This is a genomic window from Martinezella hainanensis (assembly GCF_900094555.1).
Lineage (GTDB): Bacteria > Pseudomonadota > Alphaproteobacteria > Rhizobiales > Rhizobiaceae > Rhizobium > Rhizobium hainanense.
In genome coordinates, this window is the sequence record NZ_FMAC01000017.1 from 1 (window position 1) to 23,123 (window position 23,123).

The following is a 23,123-nucleotide window of genomic DNA, read 5'->3' on the forward strand; positions in this document are numbered from 1 at the left end:
TTCGCTTTCCCCCAAGGCTTCGCTTTCCCTTAGCCATCGCTAGCCCATCCCCCGCAGAACCTTAAACCGTGCCAAAACGGAAGATCCCCCACGAGCATCAAGAAAATGGCCCAAAGGCAATAACCAAAAGTCATTGCGACAAAGTCTCGAAAATCTCGTGACCGCAGCGCCATGCGACGCACGAATCCCCTTACAGAAGTATCGAACAGGGCAAAGATAGCCGACTACCGAGTGCGCTCATCAGGCTGGCATGTCTTCGGCAAGACCGGTACCACGCCTGCCTCAAAGGCTGGTGCGCCCTGACGGCACCAAGATGTATGGCTGGTTCGTCGGCTGGGCGGTCAAGGGAAATTGCAGGATCGTCTTTGCGCGCCTCGCCGGCGAAGAACGAAAGATACCCGGGTCGGCTGGCGGAAGGGCACGGGACGCCCTTTTTGCGGATATGTTCTCCAAACCTGACACTCTCTGATCGGCAAGCTGTTCCGGCCAGAGCCTCGATATCAATCCTTCTCCGCGTCCTCGAGCTTGCCTCATCGCCAACGCCATGGGGCATCGCTTTTCCACCAGACAACGAAGATAAACAGTGCCGTCGGTATGGCGATCGCGGCGGCATAGGCGATCGGCTTATTGCTTGCATAGGGCGTGGCCATGGCAATGGTTGCCGCGAGCACGATCGCGTAGATCGCAATCGCAACCCACCCCTGCCAGTGGCAGGGTAGGCCGGCTCCATAGCCATAGGTCTTCACGCGGAACCAGGGTACCTTCCTCCTCATTCGGCCGCATCCTTCATCCGATCTGTTTCCAACCGATCCTGCTTCCTCTTCAGCATTGTCCGGCAGCTTTCGATCAACGACAAGGCCACCGGCACGAAGACGAGCGTTAGCGCCGTGGATGAGACGAGGCCGCCGATCACGGCATGCGCCATCGATGCCCGCTCCTGACCGCCTTCACCGAAGCCGAGCGCCAGCGGCATCATGCCGATGATCATCGCAGAGGTCGTCATGATGATGGGCCGAAAGCGGACAATGCCGGCATCGATCAGGCTCTGGTGCATGCTCGTGCCTTCCCGCCGTCGCTTGTTGGCGTGATCGACAAGCAGGATGGCGTTCTTCGTCACAAGGCCCATCAGCATGATGAAGCCGATGACCGAGAAGATGTTGATCGTCGATCCGGTCACGAGAAGGCCGATCAACACCCCGCTGATCGAAAGCGGCAGGCTCGTCATAATTGCGACCGGCTGCACGAAGGAGCCGAATTGTGAGGCAAGAATAAGGTAGATGAAAACGACGGCGAGGATCAACGCCTGCGCCGCATAGCCAAAGCTTTCGGCCATGTCGTCCACTTCGCCGCCGATGGCGATGCGATAGCCCATCGGCACGGTTTCGGCATCGATGATTGTCTGGACTGCGCGGACAACATCAGCAAGCGGCCGGCCGCTCAGATTGGCGGAGAGGCGAACCTCGCGGTCGCCATCGCGGCGGATGATCGTCTTCGGTGCCAGGGTCTCCGTGATATCGGCCACCTGGGAGAGCGGCACGGTCGCGGGACCTTTTCCGCCGCTGCGCTCGACGGGAATGGGGATCTGTGCGAGATCTTCGACCGTTCGGCGTCCGCTCTCCGGCAGCCTGATGGCGACATAACGCGATTCGTCGCCGCCATGCGCCCAGCTGGTCAGTTTCTCGCCGGCCACAAGCGGGCGGAGATTGCGCTCGATGGTCGCGGTCGAGATCCCCAGATCGGCCGCTTCGTCCGCGCGCAGCCGCACCATCAGCATTGGCCGCTTCCGGTCGGCGGATGATTCGAGATCGATGATCCCGGCGACCTTGCCGAGCTTGGTCATCATGTCGCGTGATATGTCCTCCAGCACGCTCAGATCCCCACCGAGGATCGATATCTGGATTGTCTTGGCCTGAGCGCCTGAAACCTCTCCGGATTGGCCCACTTCGATCCTGGCACCGGCGACAGAGCTCAGCGCGTCGCGCAGCTTCGGCGCGATGGTCACCGAAGTCATGCTTCTCTTGTCTGGCGCCACCATCGAAGCCGCGATTCTGGCCTCGTTCGTGTTGCCGCCATCGCCGCTGTTAACAGTCGAATAGAGATCCTTGATATCGGGATAGCCCCGCAGGACGTCTTCGGCTTGCCGGATCTTGGCGGCGGTATAATCGACCGAAGACCCCTCCGGCAGCGTGAGGCCGACGGCGACCATGCCCTGATCGGATTTCGGCACGAACTCCATGCCGATTCTCGGAATGAGGCAGAGGCTGCCGGCAAACAGGGCGAGGACGCAGACGGAGATTACGGCGCGATGGCCGAGGCACCAGCCGATCAGAACGCCATAGCGATGCGCGATCCGTTCGAAAACCTTGTCGAAACGGTCGAGCAGCACCCGTAGCCGTCCCTTTCGGCCTTCCGCCGGCCGATCGATCCAGACGCTTGAAAGCATGGGGTCGAGCGTGAAGGACACGAAAAGCGAGATCATGACGGCAACGGAGACGGTCACGCCGAATTGCAGGAAGAAACGGCCGATCACGCCGCCCATGAAGGCAACGGGAAGGAAGACCGCGACGATGGAGAAGGTCGTCGCCAGCACGGCAAGCCCGATCTCGGTGGTGCCATCAAGTGCTGCCTGCCGGCGATCCTTGCCCATGGCGACATGACGGCTGATGTTTTCGCGCACGACAATGGCGTCGTCGATCAGAATGCCGATGCAGATCGACAGCGCCAGCATCGTCATCATATTGAGGCTGAAGCCGAGAACGGCGATGGCGGCAAACGTGCCGATGACCGCGACCGGCAGGGTCAGTGCCGTGATGATGGTCGAGCGCCAGGAGTTGAGAAACAGAAGAACGATGACGATCGTCAGCGCGCCGCCTTCGAGGATGGTGCGTTGAACGTCGCCGATCTGGTTGACGATGGTGCGCGAACTGTCCTGCGAGACGACGATGCCGATATCCCTGAGTGCATCGTCCTGCCGAAGTTTAGCCAGCTCCCGTTCAACCCCTTTGGCGACGTCGACGGTGTTGGCGCCTTCCAGCTTGTTGATATCAAGCCCGAGCGCGGGCTTGCCGTTGAACCATGCCCGGCTCTTCGGATCGGCGCCGGCTTCCATCACGTCGGTGACTTCCGAGAGGCGGATCGGGCGGCCGGCACTGTCCTGGGCAATGACGATGTCGGCGAACTCTTTGACGCTGCCCGGCTGCACGCTGACGGTGATGCTGCGCTCGCGCGTCGAGGAAACGACAGAGCCGATGGCGCTGTCGCGGGTCGCCCGCTGAATGGCCTCGATCAGGCTTGGGATCGGGATGCCGAAGGATTGCAGTTTTACCGGATCGGGTTGAATGCGCACCTGGTCCTCGCTGCCGCCGACCAGTGTCACCTGACCGACGCCGGCCACGCGCCGCAGCCGCGGCACGATCGTCGTATCGGCAATCTGCGTCATCCGGCTGATGGAGGTATCGGCGGAGAAGGCGGCCAAAGACATGATCGGCGCATCCTGCGGATTGAAGCGGGTGACGAGCGGCCGATCGGCGCCATCGGTAAGCACATCCTGCAATCGCGATATGCGGTCGCGCACCTCGTCGGCCGCGGCTCTCGACGGCGTTTCGAGGGTGAATTCGGCAATGACGAGCGAATTGCCCGTCGAGGAATGCGAGGAAATCTTCTTGATGCCGGAGATGGCGCCGATGCTTTCCTCGATCGGCCGGCTGACCTGCTGCTCGACGGCGAGCGCCGAGGCGCCATCGTAGTTGGTGGAGACGACGACGGTCGGCAGATCCACCGAGGGCAGGAGGTCGACCGGCAGGCGCGACCAGGCGACGATACCGAGCACGACGATCGCCACCATCATCATGGTGGCGAAAACCGGCTGCTGAATGGAGATACGGGCAAGAAACATGGAAAATCCTCAGCGCCCGGCGATCTTGACCGGAGTGCCGCTCGCGACGTCCTTGAGGGGGACGGTTATGATGTGATCGCCTTCGTTCAAACCGCTCCGAACCTCGACGAGATCCTCTCCGATCCGGGCATTGCCGAGGGTGATGGGCTGGCGGCGCATGGCGCCATCCGAGATCATCCGGATGAAGGTCTCCCCGCCTTCCCTGGTGATCGCTGCGGCGGGAACCGCGAGGATGTCGTCATGGCTTTCGATCCGAAGCGCGCCATGGCCGAACATGCCGCCGCGAAGGCCCGCCGCGGCCTGTTCGAGGCGCAGATAGACCTGCAGCGAGCGCGAGCCGTCTACCGTCGCGGGGCTGATCCTGTCGAGCCGCGCCGAGAGGGGCTTATCCGGCAGGCCCTCGATCTCGATCTCGGCCATCTGGCCGATTGAGAGCCCGGCGCTCTCTTGCGGCGGGAGGAGAGCCGCCAGATCCAGCTTGGCTATGTCGACGATTTCGAAGAGTTCGGTGTTGATCGACACAGCCTGGCCCGGATTGATCTTGCGGCTGTTGACGATGCCGTCGAATGGCGCGGTGACGACCGCATCATCCAGCGCGCGCCGTGCCTCCGCTTCCTCGGCCTGCAGGGCGCGCAGTTCAGCCTTCAGCACCGCTACGTCGGTCTCGACCTCGGTCAATTTCGCCTGGGCGACGCCACCCGTCGCGGCAAGACTGCGGGTGCGTTCCAGGTCCTTCTGTGCCCGCAGCAGCGTTGCCGCCTTGGCTTCGGTGGTCGCAACCAGCTTGTTGAGGGAAAGCGTCAGCGTTTCGGTGTCGAAGCGTGCGATGACGGTGCCGGCCTGCACCGCCATCCCGACATCGGCCTCGACGGAGGCCAGCGTTCCGGACAATCTGGCGGTCAGCGTCACGCGACGCGCCGGTTGGATGAAACCGTTGATGCGGATCTCCTGCCTGTAGTTGCGGCGATGCACCTGCATCACTTCCATGGGAGCGACTTCGACCGTCTTCGCCTTGATGCTCGCCGTCTGCCCGACGATGGCAGGAGCATCCCGTGCATCGTTGCTGGCCGGCGCGATGACCACGCCTGCAATTCCCAGCGCCACCAGCGCAAGGGCGACCGTCATCTTCGAAATACGGTTCATCATGACACCCAACATCATGCTTTCATTTCATGATGGAGAGCGGCGAGAGGATTGGACGCGGGGTTTCAAAGCCATCCTTCGCCGCTCTCCGTCGGGCACGCCTTGGCTTGAAAGGCGTGCCGACCTCTGCAAAAGACGATCAGAAGCGATAGTTCAGGCCGGCCTTGATGACGTGGTCACGTAGATCGGTCTTGGACTTGCCGCTCGATGTCGTCGTTGAGACGTCATTGGTCATGACGTAGTTGTATTCGATCTTGGCCGACAGACCGCCGCCGAAGCCCTGTTCGACGCCGCCGCCAAGCAGGTAGCCCTGCTTCCAGCCGCTGGAGGTGGAAACGCCCTTGCCGCCTTCGAACTTCGTCATCGTCAGACCTGCCGTGCCGTAGACGAAAGTGCGATCGAAGGTCAGGCCGGCCTTGGCCTTGGCGGCACCGCGGAAGCGTTCTTCCACCTTGCCGTTCGGCACGCGCAGCTCGTTGTTTCCGAGGTAGGAGCCTTCCAGTTCGGCGCCGACGATGCCAGGCCCCACCTGGAAATTGTAGCCGGCTTGCGCGCCGGCGGCAAAGCCCTTGCCGTTGGCAAAAGGGTTGAACTTCGGCGAGGCGATGCCGCCATGGACACCCACATAGGCACCGCTCCACTGGAAGGCCGGCGGATTGTCGTAGCCGGCGGCATCCGGGGCTTGATAGGTGGTGAGATCGGCGGCTGAGGCATTGGTCGCGGCCGTCATGGCCAGAGCCGCGAACAGGAAAGATTTTACGCTGGGCGACATTGCTAACTCCATACGAAACCCATGCGCCATCCCTCGGCGCTCGCAAGGTCTCTGTTTGCGTTGGAGAACCGGACATCGGTTCCTGCTGTTCTCCGGTGCCGTCCGTCTTGGGGAGCGGATCGTCTTCAGGAGATGGAGGTCATTTTGCCGGTGAGAATTGCGAGTACATTGCAGGATTTGAAAATTTTGAAAAATTATCGAGTATTTTTACACAGTTGAGCGGAATTTTTTAACTATTTTTTAATGAGGCGGCCGCCCGGCCGTGCGAGGCTGTCAGCTCGGGAAGCACAGGCGGAAGCAGGCACCGCCCTGCGGATTGTCGCTAACGACCACATGACCGCCATGCCGCTGCATGATCTCCTTCACCAGATTGAGCCCGAGGCCGGCGCCGTGCTCTTGCGGATGAAGACGGTGGAAGGGTTCGAAGATTCGGTCGCGTTCCGTAGCCGGTATGCCAGGCCCTTCGTCCGTCACTTCGATGACGGCGTGCCGGTCAATCCTGATCGTGATATTTCCCTTGCCGCCGCCATGTTCGATCGCATTCTGCACGACGTTGACGACGACGCGCTGCAGCGCACCGGCATCGCCCTGTATGATCAGGCGATCGAGCCCGGTTTCCAGCGAGAGCTCATAGCCCTGTGCGATTGCCAGGGGGGCCATGTCGGCCGCGACATTGCGGCAGATCTCCACCATATCGACCGAGGAGAAGTTCTTACCCGTGACGTCCAGCCGCTGCAGATCGAGCAGCTGTTCGGCAAGCGCGGCAATGCGACCGGCGTCCGACAGGAGCCGGTTGCGGATCGGCCCTTCGGCGATCGTTTCGACGCGCGTCTGCAGAATGGCGACCGGCGTGCGCAATTCATGCGCCGCATCTAGAATGAACCGCTGATGGCGCTCGTGCCCCTCATCGAGGCGCTGCAGGGCACCGTTGATCGCATTGACGAGCGGCATCACTTCGCGCGGAATGCCGCCCTCCGGCAGCCTGTAACCGCGCCGGTCGATATCGATAGCTTCAGCTTCCTTCGCGACGACGGAAAGGCGGGAGAATGCCCGGCTCACGATCCATGGGATGACGACGATCGTGATGATGACGAGGAGGACAAGGATAGGCACCATCAGCAGGTTGGAGAGCAGCAGGATGGCATATGTCATGCTGAACACGTCGCCCTTGCCAAGCACGGTAAAATCCCCCGCGGGACCCGATACGTCGCGAATGACGGCCAGGTATGAGAAGGGCGGCTTGGTGTCCCGGATGTCGCCGAAGGTTATGCTATCCAGGTGCTCTGCCATCACGGCATAGACCGCCGGGACATTGCCGGTCTGAATGATCTCGCCCTTGTCGCTGCGGGCGACGAACCAGAAGTCCGTCAAACGTTGGCGCAACTTCACGAGCTCTTCGGTCTCGTTGAGAACAAGATGACCATCAGGTTTGCGTTCGATCGCGCGTCCGGCGACATCCGCGAACTCGGGATCGGAAAGGACGATACCGTCTCCCGCCTGTATCAGATAGGCGACGAAGGCAACGCTGAACAGCAGCAGGACGCCAACCTGAAAGAGCAGAAGCTGTGCGATGAGCCGGCGTTTCAGCGATTTTGATTTGGGATGCTTCATGTCAGGGGTCTCAGGAGGTAGCCAACGCCGCGAATGCCGTGGATTTCGATACCCGCCTGAGCGTCGGCCAATTTCTTGCGAAGCCGCGATACGTGCGAATCGAGCGCGTTCGACTGGATTTCGTCGTCAAAGGCATAGACGGCCTCTTCCAGGGCCGCCCTCAGAACGGTTCTGCCCTGGCGGCGGACGAGCGTCTCCAATACCAGAAGTTCGCGTCGCGGCAGATCGAGCGCCTTGCCATCGACCCGGGCTTCCCTGTCGTCGAGGTTGAATTCCAGCCTGCCGAGCTTGGCGACCATCGGGGCAACGGCAGCGGGGCGGCGCATCAGCGCGCGGATGCGCGCCAGAAGCTCTTCCAGCGCGAATGGCTTGGCGAGATAGTCGTCGGCGCCGAAATCCAGCCCCTTGACGCGATCGGCAACCGAGCCGCGGGCGGTAAGCACGATGACAGGCGTCGTCGCGCCGGTCGCGCGCAAATCCCGGATAAGTTCCAATCCGTCGCCATCTGGCAGCTGCCGGTCGAGCACGATCATGTCATGCACCTGCTCGGCGATGGCGCCCCTTGCAAAATCAAGGTTCGGCGCGTGATCGACGATGATGTCGTATTGGTGCAGGGCGGCCGCGAGCGCCTCGGCCATCTGCGGCTCATCCTCTACAAGCAAGAGGCGCATTCTCAACCTCCATGAAACGAAATAGTGTTGTCCAAGACATAGCGACGAACATTACGGTATCATTGCGTGCAACCAGGCGTGCGCCGCATTGGCGGCCCTCATACCGTTTTCGGTCAGTCGGTCTGGATGCATTCCAGCCAGGCGGCGCTGACGGCGGCCGCCAGCGACAACAGGAAGATCAGCAGGATGCAGGTCGTACGGAACGAGGTCAGGCCGATTGCGGCACCGGTCAGCATATATTCCAGCGGAAGAAACAGCAGAACCACGGAATAGGAAAGACCCATCACATAGGGCCGGCAGTCGCGCGGCGCCTTCATTTGCAAGATCGCGACAAAGGCGGGCGAGAGCCAGCCATTTGCCAGTCCGGCGACGAGGCCGGTAAACATCATCGTCAGCGGCGTAATCTGCATCCATAGAATGCACATCGAGAGCGCAAGGCCGAGGAGGGCTCTCGAAACGATGACCGCAGGCGCCGGCATGGCATGGCGGGACGCCAGGTGCAGGTTCATCATGATCGTGCCTGTTGCCGATGCCGCAATGAAGAGCCCGAGCCATGCCACCGATGCGCCCTCGAGACGCAATGCGGCCGGCACGATGAAGACCTGCAGCACGATGAAGAAGCCGAGCGCAGCACTTGCCCAAAGCGTGAATGGCAGCGACACGGCCGCAGCGCGGAGCTGCTTTCCGGCACTGACGATATCGCCAAGTCTCGGTGCCGGGCCTAAACGAAACCGCGGCAGGCTGAAGGACAGGAGCATTATCGCGGCGAAGTTGCCGACGACGATCCACCAGGCCGCGTCCTTCGAGCCGATGACGGCGATGACGAAAGCGCTGGCCGCGGATGCCGTCAGCAGCACAAGCCCGTCGATCGTGTCGTCGATGGAATTGGCAGTGGTCGGGGACAATCTTGAAAGGCGGGCGATTTCCAGTGTCTTGGCTTCGGTCGCGACAGTCGCCGGTCCATCGAGGATAGAGCCGATGAAGCTGAGAAGGAGAAAGGTGCCTGGGTGCAGAAAATCCGCCATGTAGAGCGCCGCAATCATCAGCGACGTCAGCATCCCGACCTTCGCGGAGATGAGCGCGGTATAGCGCGTACCCAGCATCTCGGCCACGTAGCCACCGAAGACCATGCCGACCAGAAGCACGGCGCCATTCACGAAAGCCATCAGCGCCATGCAGACGACGCTGCCGGTGAGGTCGTACATCATCCAGGGATAAAGAACGGTCGCGAAGGCGTGGCTAGCGTTCAGGGCGATATTGCTCAGCTGAAGCCCGATAAAAGGCCAGCGCGTGCTGCGTTGAAATTGTTGAAACACGGTTCTTTCCCGACGATCGTTTGTGTCGTCAGGTTCAGGGCGCTGCCTTGCGGTAACATTACGGGGATTGAAAATTTCTGCAGGTGACACCGGAAACCGCAATGGTCACCTGCGCCAACCCAAGCGATCATATGCGCGGGTCCGAAGGTCTATTCGCAGCGCTGGCCGGTTGCCCGATCGAAGAGGTGCAAGGCGCTGGCATCGAAGCCGAGCGTGATGGTCTGCCCCTCGGCGATCATGGTGCGCGGCGGCAGGCAGGCCATCAGCCGCTGCGAGCCCGCCTGCGCGGTCACGATCAGTTCGGGACCGGTCAATTCGGCAACTTCGCAGACCGCCTCGAGCTTGCCGTCTTCATCGAGACGCAGCGTTTCCGGACGGATGCCGACAACCAGCTCCTGTCCCTGTTTGATCTCGGCCTTCGTCGCCGGCATGGGCAGCGTGATCGATGTTCCATCGATGCGCAGCGAACCCTGATCGGCGGTTGCCTTCAGCAGGTTCATCGGCGGCGCACCGACGAAGGTAGCGACATAAAGCGTCGCCGGATGATTGTAGATCTCGTCCGGCGTGCCGAGCTGCTCGATGCGGCCGTCCCGCATCACGGCGATGCGGGTTGCAAGCGTCATCGCCTCGATCTGGTCGTGCGTCACGTAGACGACCGTGGTCTTCAGCATCTGGTGCAGGCGTTTCAGTTCGGTGCGCATCTCCATGCGCAGCTTGGCGTCGAGGTTGGAGAGCGGCTCGTCGAACAGGAAGACTTCCGGCTTGCGCACCAGGGCACGACCGATCGCCACGCGCTGGCGCTGGCCGCCGGAGAGCTGGCTCGGCTTACGTTCCAGCAGAGGTTCGATCTGCAAAAGCTTTGCCGCCTCGCGCACCGCCTTGTCGCGCTCGGCGGCGGGCACCTTGCGCATTTCCAGGCCGAAGCCGATGTTGCGATGAACCGAGAGGTTCGGATAAAGCGCATAGGACTGGAACACCATGGCGATGTCGCGATCCTTCGGATGCACGCCGAGCACGGAACGATCGCCGATGCGGATATCGCCGCTCGTCGCCTCGGCAAGCCCGGCGATGATATTCAGAAGCGTGGACTTGCCGCAGCCGGAAGAGCCGAGCAGCACCAGGAACTCGCCGCTTTCGAGCGAAATATCGATGCCTTTCAGCGTCTCCACGTCGCCGTAGCTCTTGCGGATGTTCTGGATTTCGAGCGCGCTCATTAAACGGCCTCCTCGGATGCTTGGGCCGGGCCGTAGCTGCGCGGCAGAGTGGAAATGGCGCGGGAGGCGACCGTGGTCCCCGCCGAAAGGCAGGCCGCAGGCGGCTCGCCGCTGGCAAGGGCGGCCAGGAAGCCGGCATTGAAGACATCGCCGGCGCCGATGGTATCGACGACCGTGACGCGCGGCGCCGCGGCCGAAACGAGATTGCCCTCGGCATCGATGGCAATCGCGCCGTCCGGACCGCGCTTGACGACGAAGATCGCACCCTCGGGCATCAGCGCGTGAAGTGCGCGTGCAGCCTCAGCTGGATCGTCCATGCCGGCTAACGTCGTCGTCTCGACCTCGTTCATCAGCGCCACGCCGCAGCGGGAAAGCCAGCCGCGGGTAGCGTCGCAATTCGCCTCCGTCCAGCCGTCGAGCGGCCAGCCGGTATCGAGAGCAACCGTAATCCTGTGCGTGTCGGCCCAGTCGAACAGGGCGTCATAGTCGCGGGTGAGATCTTCTGTGAGGAAGGCGCCGCAGATCAGCGCATAGCCGCCCGCAAGCCTCTCGCCGTCGAGAACCGCCAGCACATCGTCGAGGCTGAACCGCGGCAGGTGACCGCGCGTTGTGAAGAAGGTGCGCTCGCCATCGGGATGGGTGATGCCGACCGAGAGCGTCGTGCCCTCCGGTCTGACAGGCCATTTGCTGCCGCGCGCGCCGAACGCTTCGCTGAGCCAGCGTCCGAACTGGTCGCTGCCGACATTGGCCGATATCTCGTAATCGACGCCGAGGCCTTCCCAGGCAAGCGCGCTATTGCCCGCCTGGCCGCCGACGCGCAGCTCGTCGTGATCGACGATGATCTCGGTGCCGGCCTTCGGCCAAGGCGCTGCCGGCCCGAGGATCAGGTCGATATTAACGTTGCCGATGACTGCAAGCGGCTTCATTCATTCGCTCCGGGTGATCTTGGTGGAGCGGACCGGCGTGCCGGCATTCTCCACCCGCTCGTCCGCAAAGGCGATCATCAGCGACTGGGCGACCGGCAGCATCTGGAAGATGGCGGCAAGTCCGGTTTCCGGCTTAAAGCGCAGTGTCACGCAACCCGGCACTGCCTCTTCCCCGGAACCGTCGAAGACGATGACGGGCGCACCAGTCTCCGCGGCGGAAACGGCCATGGCTGTCACGAGGCTGGCGGTCGCATCATGGCCGCGGAAGAGGATGACGCCGATCGACGGTCCCAGCATTTCCATCGGACCGTGGCGCAGTTGACCGCCTTCGAGCGAAAAGCAGGGACGGCGGGACAGCTCGGTCAAACCAAGCGCCAATGCCTCGGCGACACCCTGCAGGCGGCGGCCTGAGGTGACGACGGTCGCGACATTCGCAAGAGCCGAAAGCGCCGGCTTGATATCGAGCGTTTCAGGTGCGCGAAGCACTGCAAGCGCAGGCGCCGGATCCTGCCCGAGCGCCGCGAAGATCGCCAGATGCAGCGCGAAGCTGACGGTGAGACTGCGGGTTGCCGCAAAGGCAAGCTCGGTGCCGCCGGCGCCGACGAGGGAGGGCGCGGTCTTCGCGAGGAAGGACGTGCCCTCCAGCGTCAGGCCGAATGTGTCGTCAGTCCCGCCCGTTTCGTTGAACCAGCGCACCACTTCGGCGCTTTCCCCGGATTGGGAGGTCATGAAGATCGTCCGGCCCTCCAGCGACAACGGCTGGCCGAGCTGTTCGGAGAGCGGCAGTGCGATCGCATCGATGCCAGCGGCGCGATAGAGAGGCTCGACGGCGCGGTTGACGGCGTGGGAGCCGCCCATGCCGAGCAGCAGCAGCCTGCCGGTGCGCTTCAGCGAGGCCGCGGCCTTGGCGGCCATATCGGCGGCAGCCTCGAAGGAGGCGAGCGCATCGGCATGCTGGCGACCCATTTCGCGGTCGATGGCGGCAAGGCCGGCGGGGCGTGTTTTCTCTTTGGTCATGGTCATCCCTTGACGCCGCCATTGGTCAGGCCCGAGATCAGGGCGCGTTGCATGACAAGGCCGATCAGCACCGGGGGCAGGGCGGCCAGCACGCCGGCAGTCGCGATCAGTCCGTAGTCCGAGACACGGCCGCCGGCGAGATCCGCGATGGCGACGGTGAGGGTTTTTGCGCGCTGGTCCGAGGTGAAAAGCAGCGCATAGAAGAATTCATCCCAGGCAAGCAGGAAGGCAAAGAGCGCCGAGGTCGCCATGACGGGCATGGCCAGCGGCAGCGTAATGATCTTCAAGGTCTGGAACAGCCCGGCGCCGTCGATCATCGCGGCGGCCTCGATTTCCTTCGGAATGGAATCGAAGCCTGATTTCATCAGCCAGGTCGTGAACGGTGCCAGGATCGTCAGATAGACGAGCGCAAGTCCGAAAACGTTGTTGAGCAGGCCGAGATAGGCAAGGCCCATATAGAGCGGCACGGCGAGTGCGACCGGCGGCAGCATGTAGGTGGCGATGACCATGGAGAGCGACCAGCCCACGGACGGTGTGCGCGACACGGCCCAGCCGGCGGGGATGGCGAGCGCGATGGCGGCGATCGTCGCCATGCCGGCGACTTCGATGCTGTTGCGCAGCGACGAGGTGAAGGCGGCGCCCTCGCTGTTTTCCAGCATCGACAGCAGCACCTTGTAGCGCGAGAAATCTGGTGTCTGCGGCCACCAGCGCAGCGGCTTGGCGGCAAGGTCGGCAGCCGGCGAAATACTCATGATGAACAGCCAGGCGATCGGCGCCAGGATGACGACGGCGAGCAGGATGGCGCAGATGTAGATGAAGCAGGTGAAGAGCGGGCTCTGGCGTTCCATCAGGTGGCACTCCCTGCGGTTTTGCGGACAAGGGCGGCATAGGCGGCGGCAAGCACCGTGACCAGCAGCGTCACGATCAGGGCGAGCGATGCCCCGGACCCCGCTCGCTGGAAGGAAAAGGCCTCCTGATAGACGAGGATCGACAGCGTGCGCGTGCTGTTTGCCGGGCCGCCGCGGGTCATCACCCAGATGATATCGAACACCTTGAAGGCCTCGATGGTGCGCAGCACGAGCGCCACCATCAGCGGTCCCACAAGATAGGGAAGGATGACGAAGCGGAAGCGCTTGAAAGGCCCGGCGCCGTCAACCAGCGAGGCGGCGGTGATGTCGCGCGGCACGGCCTGCAGGGCGGCGAGCGCAATCAGCGCCACCAGCGGAAAATTCTTCCAGCAGTCGGCAACGATGAGCGCCGTCAGCGCCGTGCCCGGTTCGCCGAGCCAGGAGCGATAGGCGTCCAGCAGGCCAAGCTGGGTCAGGGCAGCGTTCAGTGCGCCGTATTCGGGATTGTAGATCAGGCGCCAGAGCGTCGCGTTGACGACGGTCGGCAGCGCCCAGGGCAGGATCATCAGCGCGCGCAGCACGCCGCGACCCTTGAAATTCTGGTTGAGCAGCAGCGCGGCCAGCACGCCGAGCACCATTTCGGCGGCGACGGAGATGATCGCGAACCACGCGGTGGTGATCAGAGTACGCTGGAAATTCGAATTCGCCAGCATCTTCGCGTAGTTGTCGATGCCGACGAAATTGCCGCCTGTTCCCACGAGCTTCGCATCGGTGAAAGAAAGGCCGACCGTGTCGACGAGAGGCCAGCCGATGACTGCGATCATCACCACGAGCAGCGGCAGCATCAAGAGCCAGGCGCGAGTTGTCATGGAGGTGCCGGACATGACGGGCCCCTTCTTTCATTCTTCATGGAGGATTGAGAGGCGGGCGGTGACTGGCACCGCCCGGTAAGAGTATCAGAGACCGCTGTTTTGGGCAGCCGTCTTCAGCGCATCTTCCGGAGAAGACTGGCCGAGCAGCGATTCCTGGATCGCCTGCTGAAGTGCGGTCGACAGTTCCTGATACTTCGGCGTCGTCGGACGCGGATACATGGCGGCGAGGCCGACCTTTGCGGCCGCAATCAGTTCTTCCTGGCCCTTCGTCACGGCCGGATCGCTATAGGACGATGCCCAGATCGGTAGGCTGAGCTTGGCATACTGGTTCTGCGTCGCCTGCGAGGTCATGAAGCTGATGTACTTCCAGGCTTCGTCCGGATGCTTGCTGGCGGACGTGATGCCGAGGCCCATCGAACCGTTGACGGCCGACGCCTCGCTCTTGCCGGCAACGCCCGGTGCCGGAACGACGCCGACCTTGCCCGCGACCTTGCTGTCCTTCGGGTCGTTCGCCATGTTGTACATGTAGGTCCAGTTCAGCGCGAAGGCGGCATCGCCGTTTTCGAAGACCTTGCGGACGTCCTCTTCGAGGAATTCCTTGGAATTCGGATTGGTGAGGCCGGACTTGTAGCTGGTGACCATGTATTTCAGCGCATCGAGGCCGCCGCCGGTCTGGAAGTCCGGCTTGCCGTCCTTGATGAAGTCGCCCTTATAGGCGCTGACGAGCGTGGCGTAGTCGCAGATCGCCGCTTCCGCCTGCGACCAGCTCCAGGCGATCGGCGTGGCGAGAAGACCCTTATCCTTGATTGTCTTGGCCTGTTCGTTCAGTTCGTCCCAGGTCTTCGGCGGGGTCTTGATACCAGCCTTTTCCAGGATTTCCTTGTTGTAGAACAGGTACTTGGTATCGAGGATCCAGGGCATGCCGTAGTACTTGCCGTCATACTGGACCGTCGTCCAGGCGCCCGGCAGCACGCTCTTCTTCGTGTCGTCGGCGATGCGCGAGGAAACGTCGACCAGAACCTTGTTGGTAGCGTATTCGGCCGGCCAGATCACGTCGAAGAGCACGACGTCGTAGCCGCCGCCGGACCCTTGAGCCAGCACGGTCTTGTCGTGCAGGCCTTCGTAAGGAACGAATTCGAGATTGACCTTGATATCCGGATTGGCCTTGGAGAAGGCGTCCGTCATGGCGCGCACATCGGCTTCGCTATAGGCGGCCTGTGCCATGAAGAGGGCATTGATCGTGGTTTCGGCAAAGGCATGCGAGGCGAAGGATACGCCGATCAGTGCTGCGCCGAGCAATGTCTTGTTCAATGATTTCAACATTCCATCCTCCAGTTTTTTGACAGTCACGCGATTTTTCCGACGGCGGCTGGTGTCGCCATCGGTTGTCGAGCAGGCAATTGGCCGGGCCGGCTGCCGAACATCGATCGGCGTGTCCTTGGAGCCCTAGGGCTCGCTCAAGTTCCCTGATGAAACTCTGTGGTTTCTTTTAAGTCAATTGTCTTGACTAATTTGTTCTTCAATATTCTATTGGTGTCAAGAGGCAAAAACAGATGAACGATATTCGCCCGATCAGGGCTACGAGCGGAACGAACCACGAAGGCACCAGCGCCCATAACCGACGGGTGATCATCGACGCCCTGCGGCTGAACGGAGCGCTCTCCCGCGCCGATCTCGCCCGCGCCACCCGCCTGACGAAGCAGACGGTCTCCAACATCATGGAGGAACTGGAAAACGACGGGCTGGTGACATCAAGGGAAACGGTGCGCCGCGGCCGCGGCCAGCCCTCGACGCCCTATGGCCTGGTGCCGGAAGGCGCCTTCGCCATCGGCCTGCAGATAGATCGCCATATCACCCGCGCCATCGCAGTCGACCTCGTCGGCAATGTGCTGATCCGCAAGGAAGCGAACCTGCCGGCCGGCGGACCGGCGACGGGCACGCCCGTCGTCCTGCAGCTGATAGGGAATGTGCGCACCGAGCTTCGGCAGCGCGTCGCGCAGGCGGAAAAGCGCCTTGTCGGGCTTGGCGCGGCGATGCCGGGGCCATTTGGTATCGAACAGGATAGTGCCGACAATCCCTGGATGATGGGGGCCTGGCAGCGCTTTCCCTTGCTCGAAACCTTATCGGCTGGAACCGGCCTCAATGTGACCCTGCAGAACGACGCTGCCGCCTGCGCGACTGCCGAGCGCATGGTGGGGGCTGCCCATGGGCTCGACCACGCAGTCTGCCTCTATGTCGGCTATGGTATCGGTGCCGGGCTCATTCTCGGCGGTGAACTCTATAGCGGTGCCCATGGCAATGCCGGCGAAATTGGCATGGCGCTGTTGACGGCTGGCGGGCAACAAACCCAGCTGGAGCACCGCGCCTCGCTCGCTTCTCTCTACGATCACCTCGGCGTCGATCCGATGGCGCCCGATATTTATTCTTTGATCAACGACCGCGCTGCCGCCGATGATCCTGATATTCTCACCTGGATCGAAAGGGCGGCGATAGATTTGCGCTGGAGTGTCCAACTCATCGAAACCATCTTCGATCCGCAGACGGTGATTCTGTGCGGCGGTGCCCCTGTAGCGCTGGCGACGCGGCTGATTGCGGCGATGCAGCCGCTCCTGCCTTCCAACGCCGATCGCCCCGACCGGCTGCTGCCCCGCCTCCAGCTCGGCATGACCGACCCCTGGGCCGTGGCACGCGGCGCGGCCGCCGAGCCGATCGGCCATGCATTCGACCCGCGCTTTTCGGCGATCTTGAAATCCTGATATTCAGGGGTGGCGCGGGCTGGCGCCGAGGCGCGCTAGCACCTTGTTCGGAACGCCGTAGCGCTGGATGACGTCGCGGCCGTTGCGCAGGCCGCAGATCTCGCGGTGAATGAACATGCCCCAGACAGCTTCGGCGGCGGCATCTACCAGCCGCTCGTGCTCGACGCCTTCCTTGCCTTTGGCTTCGCCGTCCTGCAAGGCGGCAAGCGCTGCCTCGACCTTCATGCCGTGGCGGCCGAGCGAACTCGCCCTCTCCGACATCATCTCATATTCGAGAATGCCGAGGCCGGTTTCCCTGGTTTGCGATGGATTGAAGTTGCGCGGCGGGCGAACTGTCATATCGGGCTCCGCATGCTGGATGATCTGTCTCTCACGGTTTTACACAATCTCAGCCGCTTTCCCAAGCCTGACCATGCCGCCTGCATCATTGTGGTCCCGGCGCTTGAAGTCGGAAATGTTGGATTTCTCTGCCCGCCGTTCCTTTTCGGGTGGTTGCAGACCGTCATTTGAGGTCCAATAGGGACATAAGCGCTCTATCAGAAGCAATCTCGCCCGATGCCATGAGCGCAATTCAAAGAAAGGATATCGGCATGACCAAAACTCCGAAAAATGCGGAAAAGCACTATGTCTATCGGATCATGAACTCGCCTGTTGGTCCCTTGAAGCTCGTCGGCGGCGATGATGGACTTGCCGCGATCCTCTGGGACAATGATCGGCCAGGCCGCGTGCCCTTGCTGATCGTCGCGGAAGACGACAGCCATCCCGTGCTCCTGGAAACCGAGCGGCAGCTGCGCGAATATTTCGCCGGCAAACGACAGGCTTTCGATCTGCCGCTCGATTTTGCCGGAACGGAGTTCCAGCAGAAGGTATGGCAGGCCTTGCTCGCCATCCCCTTCGGCGAGACGCGCAGCTATCGCCAGATCGCAACCGAGATCGGCTCGGCAAAAGCGATCCGGGCCGTCGGCGCCGCCAATGGCCGCAATCCGATTTCGATCATCGCGCCCTGCCACCGCGTGGTGGGATCGGCTGGCGATCTCAGGGGATTTGCCGGCGGTCTCGAGCGCAAGGCCTATCTGCTGCGGCTCGAAGGGGCTGATACGAAGACATTCGATTTCGCCGCCTGATCTTTCGGCGATCATTCGGGCATATGAAAAAGCCCATCCGGTTTCCCGGATGGGCTTTTTGTTTAGGTGCCGCCTTTCAGGTCGAGCGCCTATCTCAGCCCTCGAGCCACTTCACCTGTTCCGGCGTCAGCTTGATATCGAGCGCCGAAAGGCTGTCTTCCAGCTCGGCGATCGTGCGCGGGCCGATCAGCGGTATCACAGGGAAGGGTTGGGCGACGACATAGGCAAGCGCGATGTGGATCGGGTTGCGGCCGAGCTTCTGTGCCAGTTCGATCGCCCTGTCGCGGCGGCCGAAATTGCGGTCGGAATACCAGACGCGCACCAATTCCTCCTCGTCGCGCTTGTCGCGGCCGGCGCGGTCGGTGAAGAAGCCGCGGCCCTGGCTCGACCAGGCGAAGTTGGGGATCTGCTTGGCATTGAGCCACGTCTTCCACTCATCGTCGGAGGCAGCGACGCATCCGGCCCAGATCGGGTCGAGCATTTCCGCTAGCGAGAAGTTGTTGGAAAGGGCAGCCGGTGCCGTCTTGCCGTTCTTCTGAGCATAGGCGATCGCCTCGTCGAAGCGGGCGCGCGTCCAGTTCGAGCCGCCGAAGATGCCGCGGATGCGGCCGGCCTTTACCTCGGCATCCATGGCATCGACGAACTCGCCGACGGGAACGTCGGTGTTGTCGCGGTGCATGAAGTAGATGTCGACATAGTCGGTCTTCAGGCGATTGAGGGATTGGTCGAGCTGCTTGGCGATCACATCCGGATAGCAAAGCGGCGAATGCGCACCCTTGCCGATCAGCACGATCTCCTCGCGCGGCACGTTGCGACTGGTGTGCCAATCGCCGAAAATGCTTTCCGTCTTGCCGCCGCCATAGACATAGGCTGTGTCGAAGGCATTGCCGCCCGCTTCATAGAACGCATCGAGCGTCAGCGAGGCGGCCGCAAAATTCGGGAAGAACTCGAAGCCGAGCGTGACGAGCGATGCCGGCTTGGAAATGCCGGGAATGCTTCGCTTCGGAATGCTGTTGCCCTTGGCAACAGTCGCGCCGGCGATGTTCTTCGTCCGCTTTGCCGCTTTCTCGACGCTATATTCGAGGCCGATCGAAGCGCGCCACTGATCGAGGACCCGGAGATTGCCGATCGAATCCGCCCAGCTGATGCCGGGATAGGCAAATTCCTTTTGTCCGGCGCGGATGGCATCGCCGGCCGCATCGACTTCGAAGGAATAGAGCCAGCGATCTTCCTTGACCTCGATCGTCTGGGTCTCGCCGCCCTTGATGATTTGGATCTTGCCGACGCCGCCCTTATGGCCGGAGGCAAACCAGAAGTCGGCCACTTCGATGCGACCCTCCGAGCCGATGATGCGCAGCGTGTTGTCCTGGTTCGCCATGATCGAGCAGGACACTTCGGCGATGATGTCGTTCGGGAACTTCAGGACGGCAGAAGCCCACTCATCGACGCCCGTCTGGCCGAGATGGCCGACGCCCGAGACCTTGTCGGGATCAAGGAACGGCTTGCCGTCGACCGCACCGGCGATCAGCCGTGCCATCGAGACCGGATAGCCGCCGACATCGAGAATGCCGCCGCCGGCGGTTTCATTGGCAAACAGCCGGTGTTCCGGATTGACCTTGCCCATATTGAAGCCGAAGGACGTGCGGATGATGCGCAGATCGCCGATCGCACCGCTCTTGATGAGTTCGATCAGCTTCGCCGTCTGCGGATGGACGCGATACATGAAGGCTTCGCCGGCGAAGACCCCAGCCTTTTTGGCTTCATAGTAGATGGCCTCGGCATCGAAGGCCGAAAGCGCGATCGGCTTTTCGACAAGCACATGCTTGCCGGCGCGGATCGCCTTGATCGCCCATTCGGCGTGGCCGGTATGCGGCGTGGCGATATAGACGGCATCGATTTCCTTATCCGCGAGCAGGGCCTCGTAACCGTTGACGATACGTGCGCCGGGAAAACCGTCGCCGAGGCCCGGCTTGTCCGGGTTGCGGCTGGCGATGGCCACCAGCTTGCCGCTGCGGGAATGGGCGATACCATCGGCAAAAGTCTGCGCGATCCGGCCGGGGCCGATGATGCCCCAGCGGATTGGTGTCTCAGTAGTCATGGAACGATCCTTTCCTAAATCTGCATGCTGTCTTGGGAGAATGGGCAGCGCCTACCGCAATCGGTTCCCGGCGCTGTCGAAGAGGAATGTCTTGGCGGCCGATAGCGCCACGGTGAGCTTGTCGCGGTTGCCCGTATTGCGGGACTCCTCGCGCTCGATGACGATCTGCTCGCCGCCTTCGATATTGGCGTAGATGTAGCTGGTGTTGCCGAGATGCTCCGCGACGTCGACGTCGACGATCATGTCGACCTCGCCACGTCCGGCTTCGAGGAAATGTTCCGGACGGATGCCGAGCGTCACCGGCTGGCCGACCTCCACCTTGGCCGAGGTGATGGGCAGTGTCAGGCGGACATTGCGCTGGCCCTTGAGCACGACGGCGATGCGGCCGGATTGATTGTCCGTGACCTCGGCCTGCAGGAAGTTCATCTTCGGGGAGCCGACGAATCCGGCTACGAACTGGTTTGCCGGATCGTCATAGAGGTCGAGTGGCGCCCCCACCTGTTCGATATTGCCGCCACGCAGCACGACGATCTTGTCGGCCAGCGTCATCGCCTCGGTCTGGTCATGCGTGACGTAGATCATCGTCGTCCCAAGCTTCTTGTGGAGGCGGGAGATTTCGACGCGCATCTGCACGCGCAGCTCTGCATCGAGGTTGGAGAGCGGCTCGTCGAACAGGAAGATCTGCGGCTCGCGCACGATGGCGCGGCCGATGGCGACGCGCTGGCGCTGGCCGCCCGAAAGCTGCTTCGGCCGGCGCTGCATCAGCTCGCTGATCTGCAGGATCTCGGCTGCCTGTTTGACACGGCGATCGGTATCGGCCTTCGGGTTGCCGTTCATGCGCAGCCCGAAATTCAGGTTCTGCTCGACAGTCAGGTGCGGATAGAGGGCATAGGACTGGAAGACCATGGCGATGCCGCGATCGGCCGGTTCCATGTCGTTGACCACGCGGCCGCCGATCTTCAGTTCACCGCCGGTGATGTCTTCGAGACCGGCGATCATGCGCAGCAGTGTGGACTTGCCGCATCCGGACGGGCCGACGAAGACGACGAATTCGCCGTCCTTCACCTCGAGATTGGCGCCGTGGATGATTTCCAGCGAACCGTAGCGTTTGACGATATTGGTGAGAGAAAGTTCAGCCATACGGATCTCCCGGAATTATTTGATTGCGCCGGCGGCGATGCCGGCGATGAAGTGGCGCTGCAGGAGAACGAAGATGATGAGGATCGGTGCCGTCAGCATCACGGCACCAGCCATGATGCCGCCCCAGGAGACCCTGGTGAGGCCGATCAGCGTTCCGAGCGCCACGGGCGCGGTCATCATTCCCGGTCGGGAGTTGATGAGCAGCGGCCAGAGGTAGTTGTTCCAGGAGGCCAGGAACAGGATGATGGCGAGCGCCGCCATGGTCGGCCGTGCGAGCGGCAGGGCGATGCGCAGGAAGATCTGCCATTCCTTGACGCCCTCGACGCGGGCGGCGTCAAAGAGTTCGCCCGGCATCATCGAGAAGGCCTGGCGCATGAAGAGCACACCGAGCGAGTTGAAGAGCGGCGGTACGATCAGGGCGACCCATGAATTGGCCAGCCCGAAATCGCGTGCCACCATGATGAACTGCGGGATGACGACGACGGAGTAGGGTAGCGTGATCGTACCGAGGATGATGCCGATGACGCCCGAACGGCCGGCAAACTGGTAGCGCGCCAGTGCCCATCCGGCCATCGAGGTCAGCAGCACCGACAGGACGGTATAGACGACGGCAACGACGATGGAGATCGTCATGGCGCCGATGAAGTTGGTGTCGGCCTGCAAGTTCCGGACGTTGTCCATGAAACCTGTCGACGGTGTCAGAATGATGCCGGGGCTGAAAATGCCGTAATCGGGCATGGTCGAGAAGACGAACATCATCCAGAGCGGAAACAGCCAGATGATGGCGAGCGGCACCAGCAGGCCGTGTAGCGCGATCGAGCGGATCAGAGTGGATTTGGACTTCGATTTCATTTCGGTTCGCGCCCCACCCAGAGATTGAGGAGAGAGATGGCTACCGCGAGCGCCGCCATCGTGTAGGCGACCGCCGAGGCATAGCCGAAGTTGGTCGACTGGAAGGCCTGACGATAGAGCAGCAAGCCGAGCGTTTCCGTCCCACCGCCGGGACCGCCTCTGTTGGTGATCAGATATGGTTCGGTGAAGAGCTGCATGGTGCCGATGACGGAGAGAACGACGCAGAACAGAATAATCGGCTTCAGCAGCGGCAGGGTGATATGGATGAACTGCTGGAAACGGCTGACGCGGTCGAGGGTTGCAGCCTCGTAAACATCCTCGGGGATCGATTGCAGCCCGGACAGGATGATGATGGCGTTATAACCCGCCCAGCGCCAGGTGACGGCGATGATGATGAGCACCATGGCGGCATGCGATTCGGCAAACCACGACACCGGTGCGAAGCCGACCGTACCGAGCAGCTTGTTGACGATGCCGAAATCGACGTTGAACATCAGGCGGAAGACGGCGGCATAGGCCACCTCTCCGACGACGACGGGTGCGAAGAAAGCAAAGCGAAAAATGCCACGGGCCTTCAACAGCGGTGAATTCAGCAGCACCGCCATGACTGTGGCGAGCGTGATCATGACGGGGACCTGGACGATCAGGATGATCAGCGTGTTTTGAAGCGCGTTGTAGAAGGCCGGGTCGCCGAACAGGCGCCCCCAATTGAGCGACAGATTGTAGACCCACGGATTAACCCGGGTGTTCTGGAACGAAATCAGGAACGAATCGATGATCGGCCAGACCCAGAAAGCGGCGAACACCAGAAGATAGGGTGCAAGGAACGCATAGGCGCTCCGGTTTCGCAACCGCATGAAAGCCTTCT

General features: G+C 62.0%; 20 protein-coding genes. 2 read left to right on the plus strand and 18 right to left on the minus strand.

The features are described from left to right. Positions 1-530 precede the first annotated feature (530 nt). From GA0061100_RS31060 to GA0061100_RS31120, 13 genes are all read right to left on the minus strand, one after another. Positions 531-773: a hypothetical protein gene (locus GA0061100_RS31060; RefSeq protein ID WP_075856714.1), complete on the minus strand. Its 243-nt coding sequence runs from the start codon at positions 771-773 to the stop codon at positions 531-533. Further along, positions 770-3,895 (minus strand): efflux RND transporter permease subunit, encoded by a 3,126-nt coding sequence (locus GA0061100_RS31065; RefSeq protein WP_075856715.1) that lies wholly within the window; start codon positions 3,893-3,895, stop codon positions 770-772. The genes GA0061100_RS31060 and GA0061100_RS31065 overlap by 4 nt, the downstream gene beginning before the upstream one ends. A 9-nt stretch (positions 3,896-3,904) precedes the next feature. Continuing rightward, on the minus strand, positions 3,905-5,056 hold the full coding sequence (locus GA0061100_RS31070; RefSeq protein WP_075856716.1) for an efflux RND transporter periplasmic adaptor subunit: 1,152 nt from the start codon (positions 5,054-5,056) through the stop codon (positions 3,905-3,907). Between the two features lie 121 nt (positions 5,057-5,177). Continuing rightward, positions 5,178-5,810 (minus strand): outer membrane protein, encoded by a 633-nt coding sequence (locus GA0061100_RS31075; RefSeq protein WP_075856717.1) that lies wholly within the window; start codon positions 5,808-5,810, stop codon positions 5,178-5,180. A gap of 273 nt (positions 5,811-6,083) precedes the next feature. Then, the gene (locus tag GA0061100_RS31080; protein WP_075856718.1) at positions 6,084-7,421 is read right to left on the minus strand and encodes a sensor histidine kinase; all 1,338 of its coding nucleotides are present in this window, start codon (positions 7,419-7,421) and stop codon (positions 6,084-6,086) included. Then, positions 7,418-8,092 (minus strand): response regulator transcription factor, encoded by a 675-nt coding sequence (locus GA0061100_RS31085; RefSeq protein WP_075856719.1) that lies wholly within the window; start codon positions 8,090-8,092, stop codon positions 7,418-7,420. The genes GA0061100_RS31080 and GA0061100_RS31085 overlap by 4 nt, the downstream gene beginning before the upstream one ends. A 113-nt stretch (positions 8,093-8,205) precedes the next feature. Next, a complete protein-coding gene (locus GA0061100_RS31090; RefSeq protein WP_075856720.1) occupies positions 8,206-9,408 on the minus strand; it encodes an MFS transporter in 1,203 nt (400 codons plus the stop codon). Positions 9,409-9,557: 149 nt separating this feature from the next. Next, positions 9,558-10,622 carry an ABC transporter ATP-binding protein gene (locus tag GA0061100_RS31095; protein WP_075856721.1) on the minus strand — a complete coding sequence of 355 codons (1,065 nt, stop codon included), beginning with the start codon at positions 10,620-10,622 and terminating at the stop codon, positions 9,558-9,560. Next, positions 10,622-11,548, minus strand: a complete 927-nt coding sequence (locus GA0061100_RS31100) for a PfkB family carbohydrate kinase (protein ID WP_075856722.1) — start codon at positions 11,546-11,548, stop codon at positions 10,622-10,624. The genes GA0061100_RS31095 and GA0061100_RS31100 overlap by 1 nt, the downstream gene beginning before the upstream one ends. Then, positions 11,549-12,571, minus strand: coding sequence for an SIS domain-containing protein (locus GA0061100_RS31105; RefSeq protein WP_075856723.1), 1,023 nt, complete (start codon positions 12,569-12,571; stop codon positions 11,549-11,551). Further along, positions 12,568-13,413, minus strand: a complete 846-nt coding sequence (locus GA0061100_RS31110) for a carbohydrate ABC transporter permease (protein WP_075856724.1) — start codon at positions 13,411-13,413, stop codon at positions 12,568-12,570. Before GA0061100_RS31110 ends, GA0061100_RS31105 begins: the two co-directional genes overlap by 4 nt. Next, positions 13,413-14,297 carry a carbohydrate ABC transporter permease gene (locus GA0061100_RS31115; protein ID WP_075856725.1) on the minus strand — a complete coding sequence of 295 codons (885 nt, stop codon included), beginning with the start codon at positions 14,295-14,297 and terminating at the stop codon, positions 13,413-13,415. The genes GA0061100_RS31110 and GA0061100_RS31115 overlap by 1 nt, the downstream gene beginning before the upstream one ends. 72 nt (positions 14,298-14,369) lie before the next feature. Further along, positions 14,370-15,608, minus strand: coding sequence for an extracellular solute-binding protein (locus GA0061100_RS31120; RefSeq protein ID WP_075856726.1), 1,239 nt, complete (start codon positions 15,606-15,608; stop codon positions 14,370-14,372). A gap of 230 nt (positions 15,609-15,838) precedes the next feature. Here GA0061100_RS31120 and GA0061100_RS31125 point away from each other — a divergent pair, with 230 nt between their 5' ends. Next, complete coding sequence (locus GA0061100_RS31125; protein WP_075856727.1) at positions 15,839-17,041, plus strand: ROK family transcriptional regulator; 1,203 nt, start codon at positions 15,839-15,841, stop codon at positions 17,039-17,041. Between the two features lie 3 nt (positions 17,042-17,044). Here the strand turns inward: GA0061100_RS31125 and GA0061100_RS31130 are convergent, their stop codons facing one another. Then, a complete protein-coding gene (locus GA0061100_RS31130) occupies positions 17,045-17,380 on the minus strand; it encodes a DUF6665 family protein (RefSeq protein WP_075856728.1) in 336 nt (111 codons plus the stop codon). Positions 17,381-17,631: 251 nt separating this feature from the next. On the opposite strand from GA0061100_RS31130, the gene GA0061100_RS31135 reads away from it, so the two are divergent. Then, entirely contained in the window at positions 17,632-18,165 is a 534-nt protein-coding gene (locus GA0061100_RS31135; protein ID WP_075856806.1) for a methylated-DNA--[protein]-cysteine S-methyltransferase, read from the plus strand. 94 nt (positions 18,166-18,259) lie between these two features. Here the strand turns inward: GA0061100_RS31135 and GA0061100_RS31140 are convergent, their stop codons facing one another. From GA0061100_RS31140 to GA0061100_RS31155, 4 genes are read right to left on the minus strand one after another with little or no spacing between them, the layout of a single operon-like run. After that, the gene (locus GA0061100_RS31140; protein WP_075856729.1) at positions 18,260-20,263 is read right to left on the minus strand and encodes an aldo/keto reductase; all 2,004 of its coding nucleotides are present in this window, start codon (positions 20,261-20,263) and stop codon (positions 18,260-18,262) included. Positions 20,264-20,314: 51 nt separating this feature from the next. Next, the gene (locus GA0061100_RS31145; protein ID WP_075856730.1) at positions 20,315-21,403 is read right to left on the minus strand and encodes an ABC transporter ATP-binding protein; all 1,089 of its coding nucleotides are present in this window, start codon (positions 21,401-21,403) and stop codon (positions 20,315-20,317) included. Positions 21,404-21,418: 15 nt separating this feature from the next. Then, a complete protein-coding gene (locus GA0061100_RS31150) occupies positions 21,419-22,255 on the minus strand; it encodes a carbohydrate ABC transporter permease (RefSeq protein WP_075856731.1) in 837 nt (278 codons plus the stop codon). Beyond that, positions 22,252-23,112 carry a carbohydrate ABC transporter permease gene (locus GA0061100_RS31155; protein ID WP_075856732.1) on the minus strand — a complete coding sequence of 287 codons (861 nt, stop codon included), beginning with the start codon at positions 23,110-23,112 and terminating at the stop codon, positions 22,252-22,254. The genes GA0061100_RS31150 and GA0061100_RS31155 overlap by 4 nt, the downstream gene beginning before the upstream one ends. Positions 23,113-23,123 lie beyond the last annotated feature (11 nt).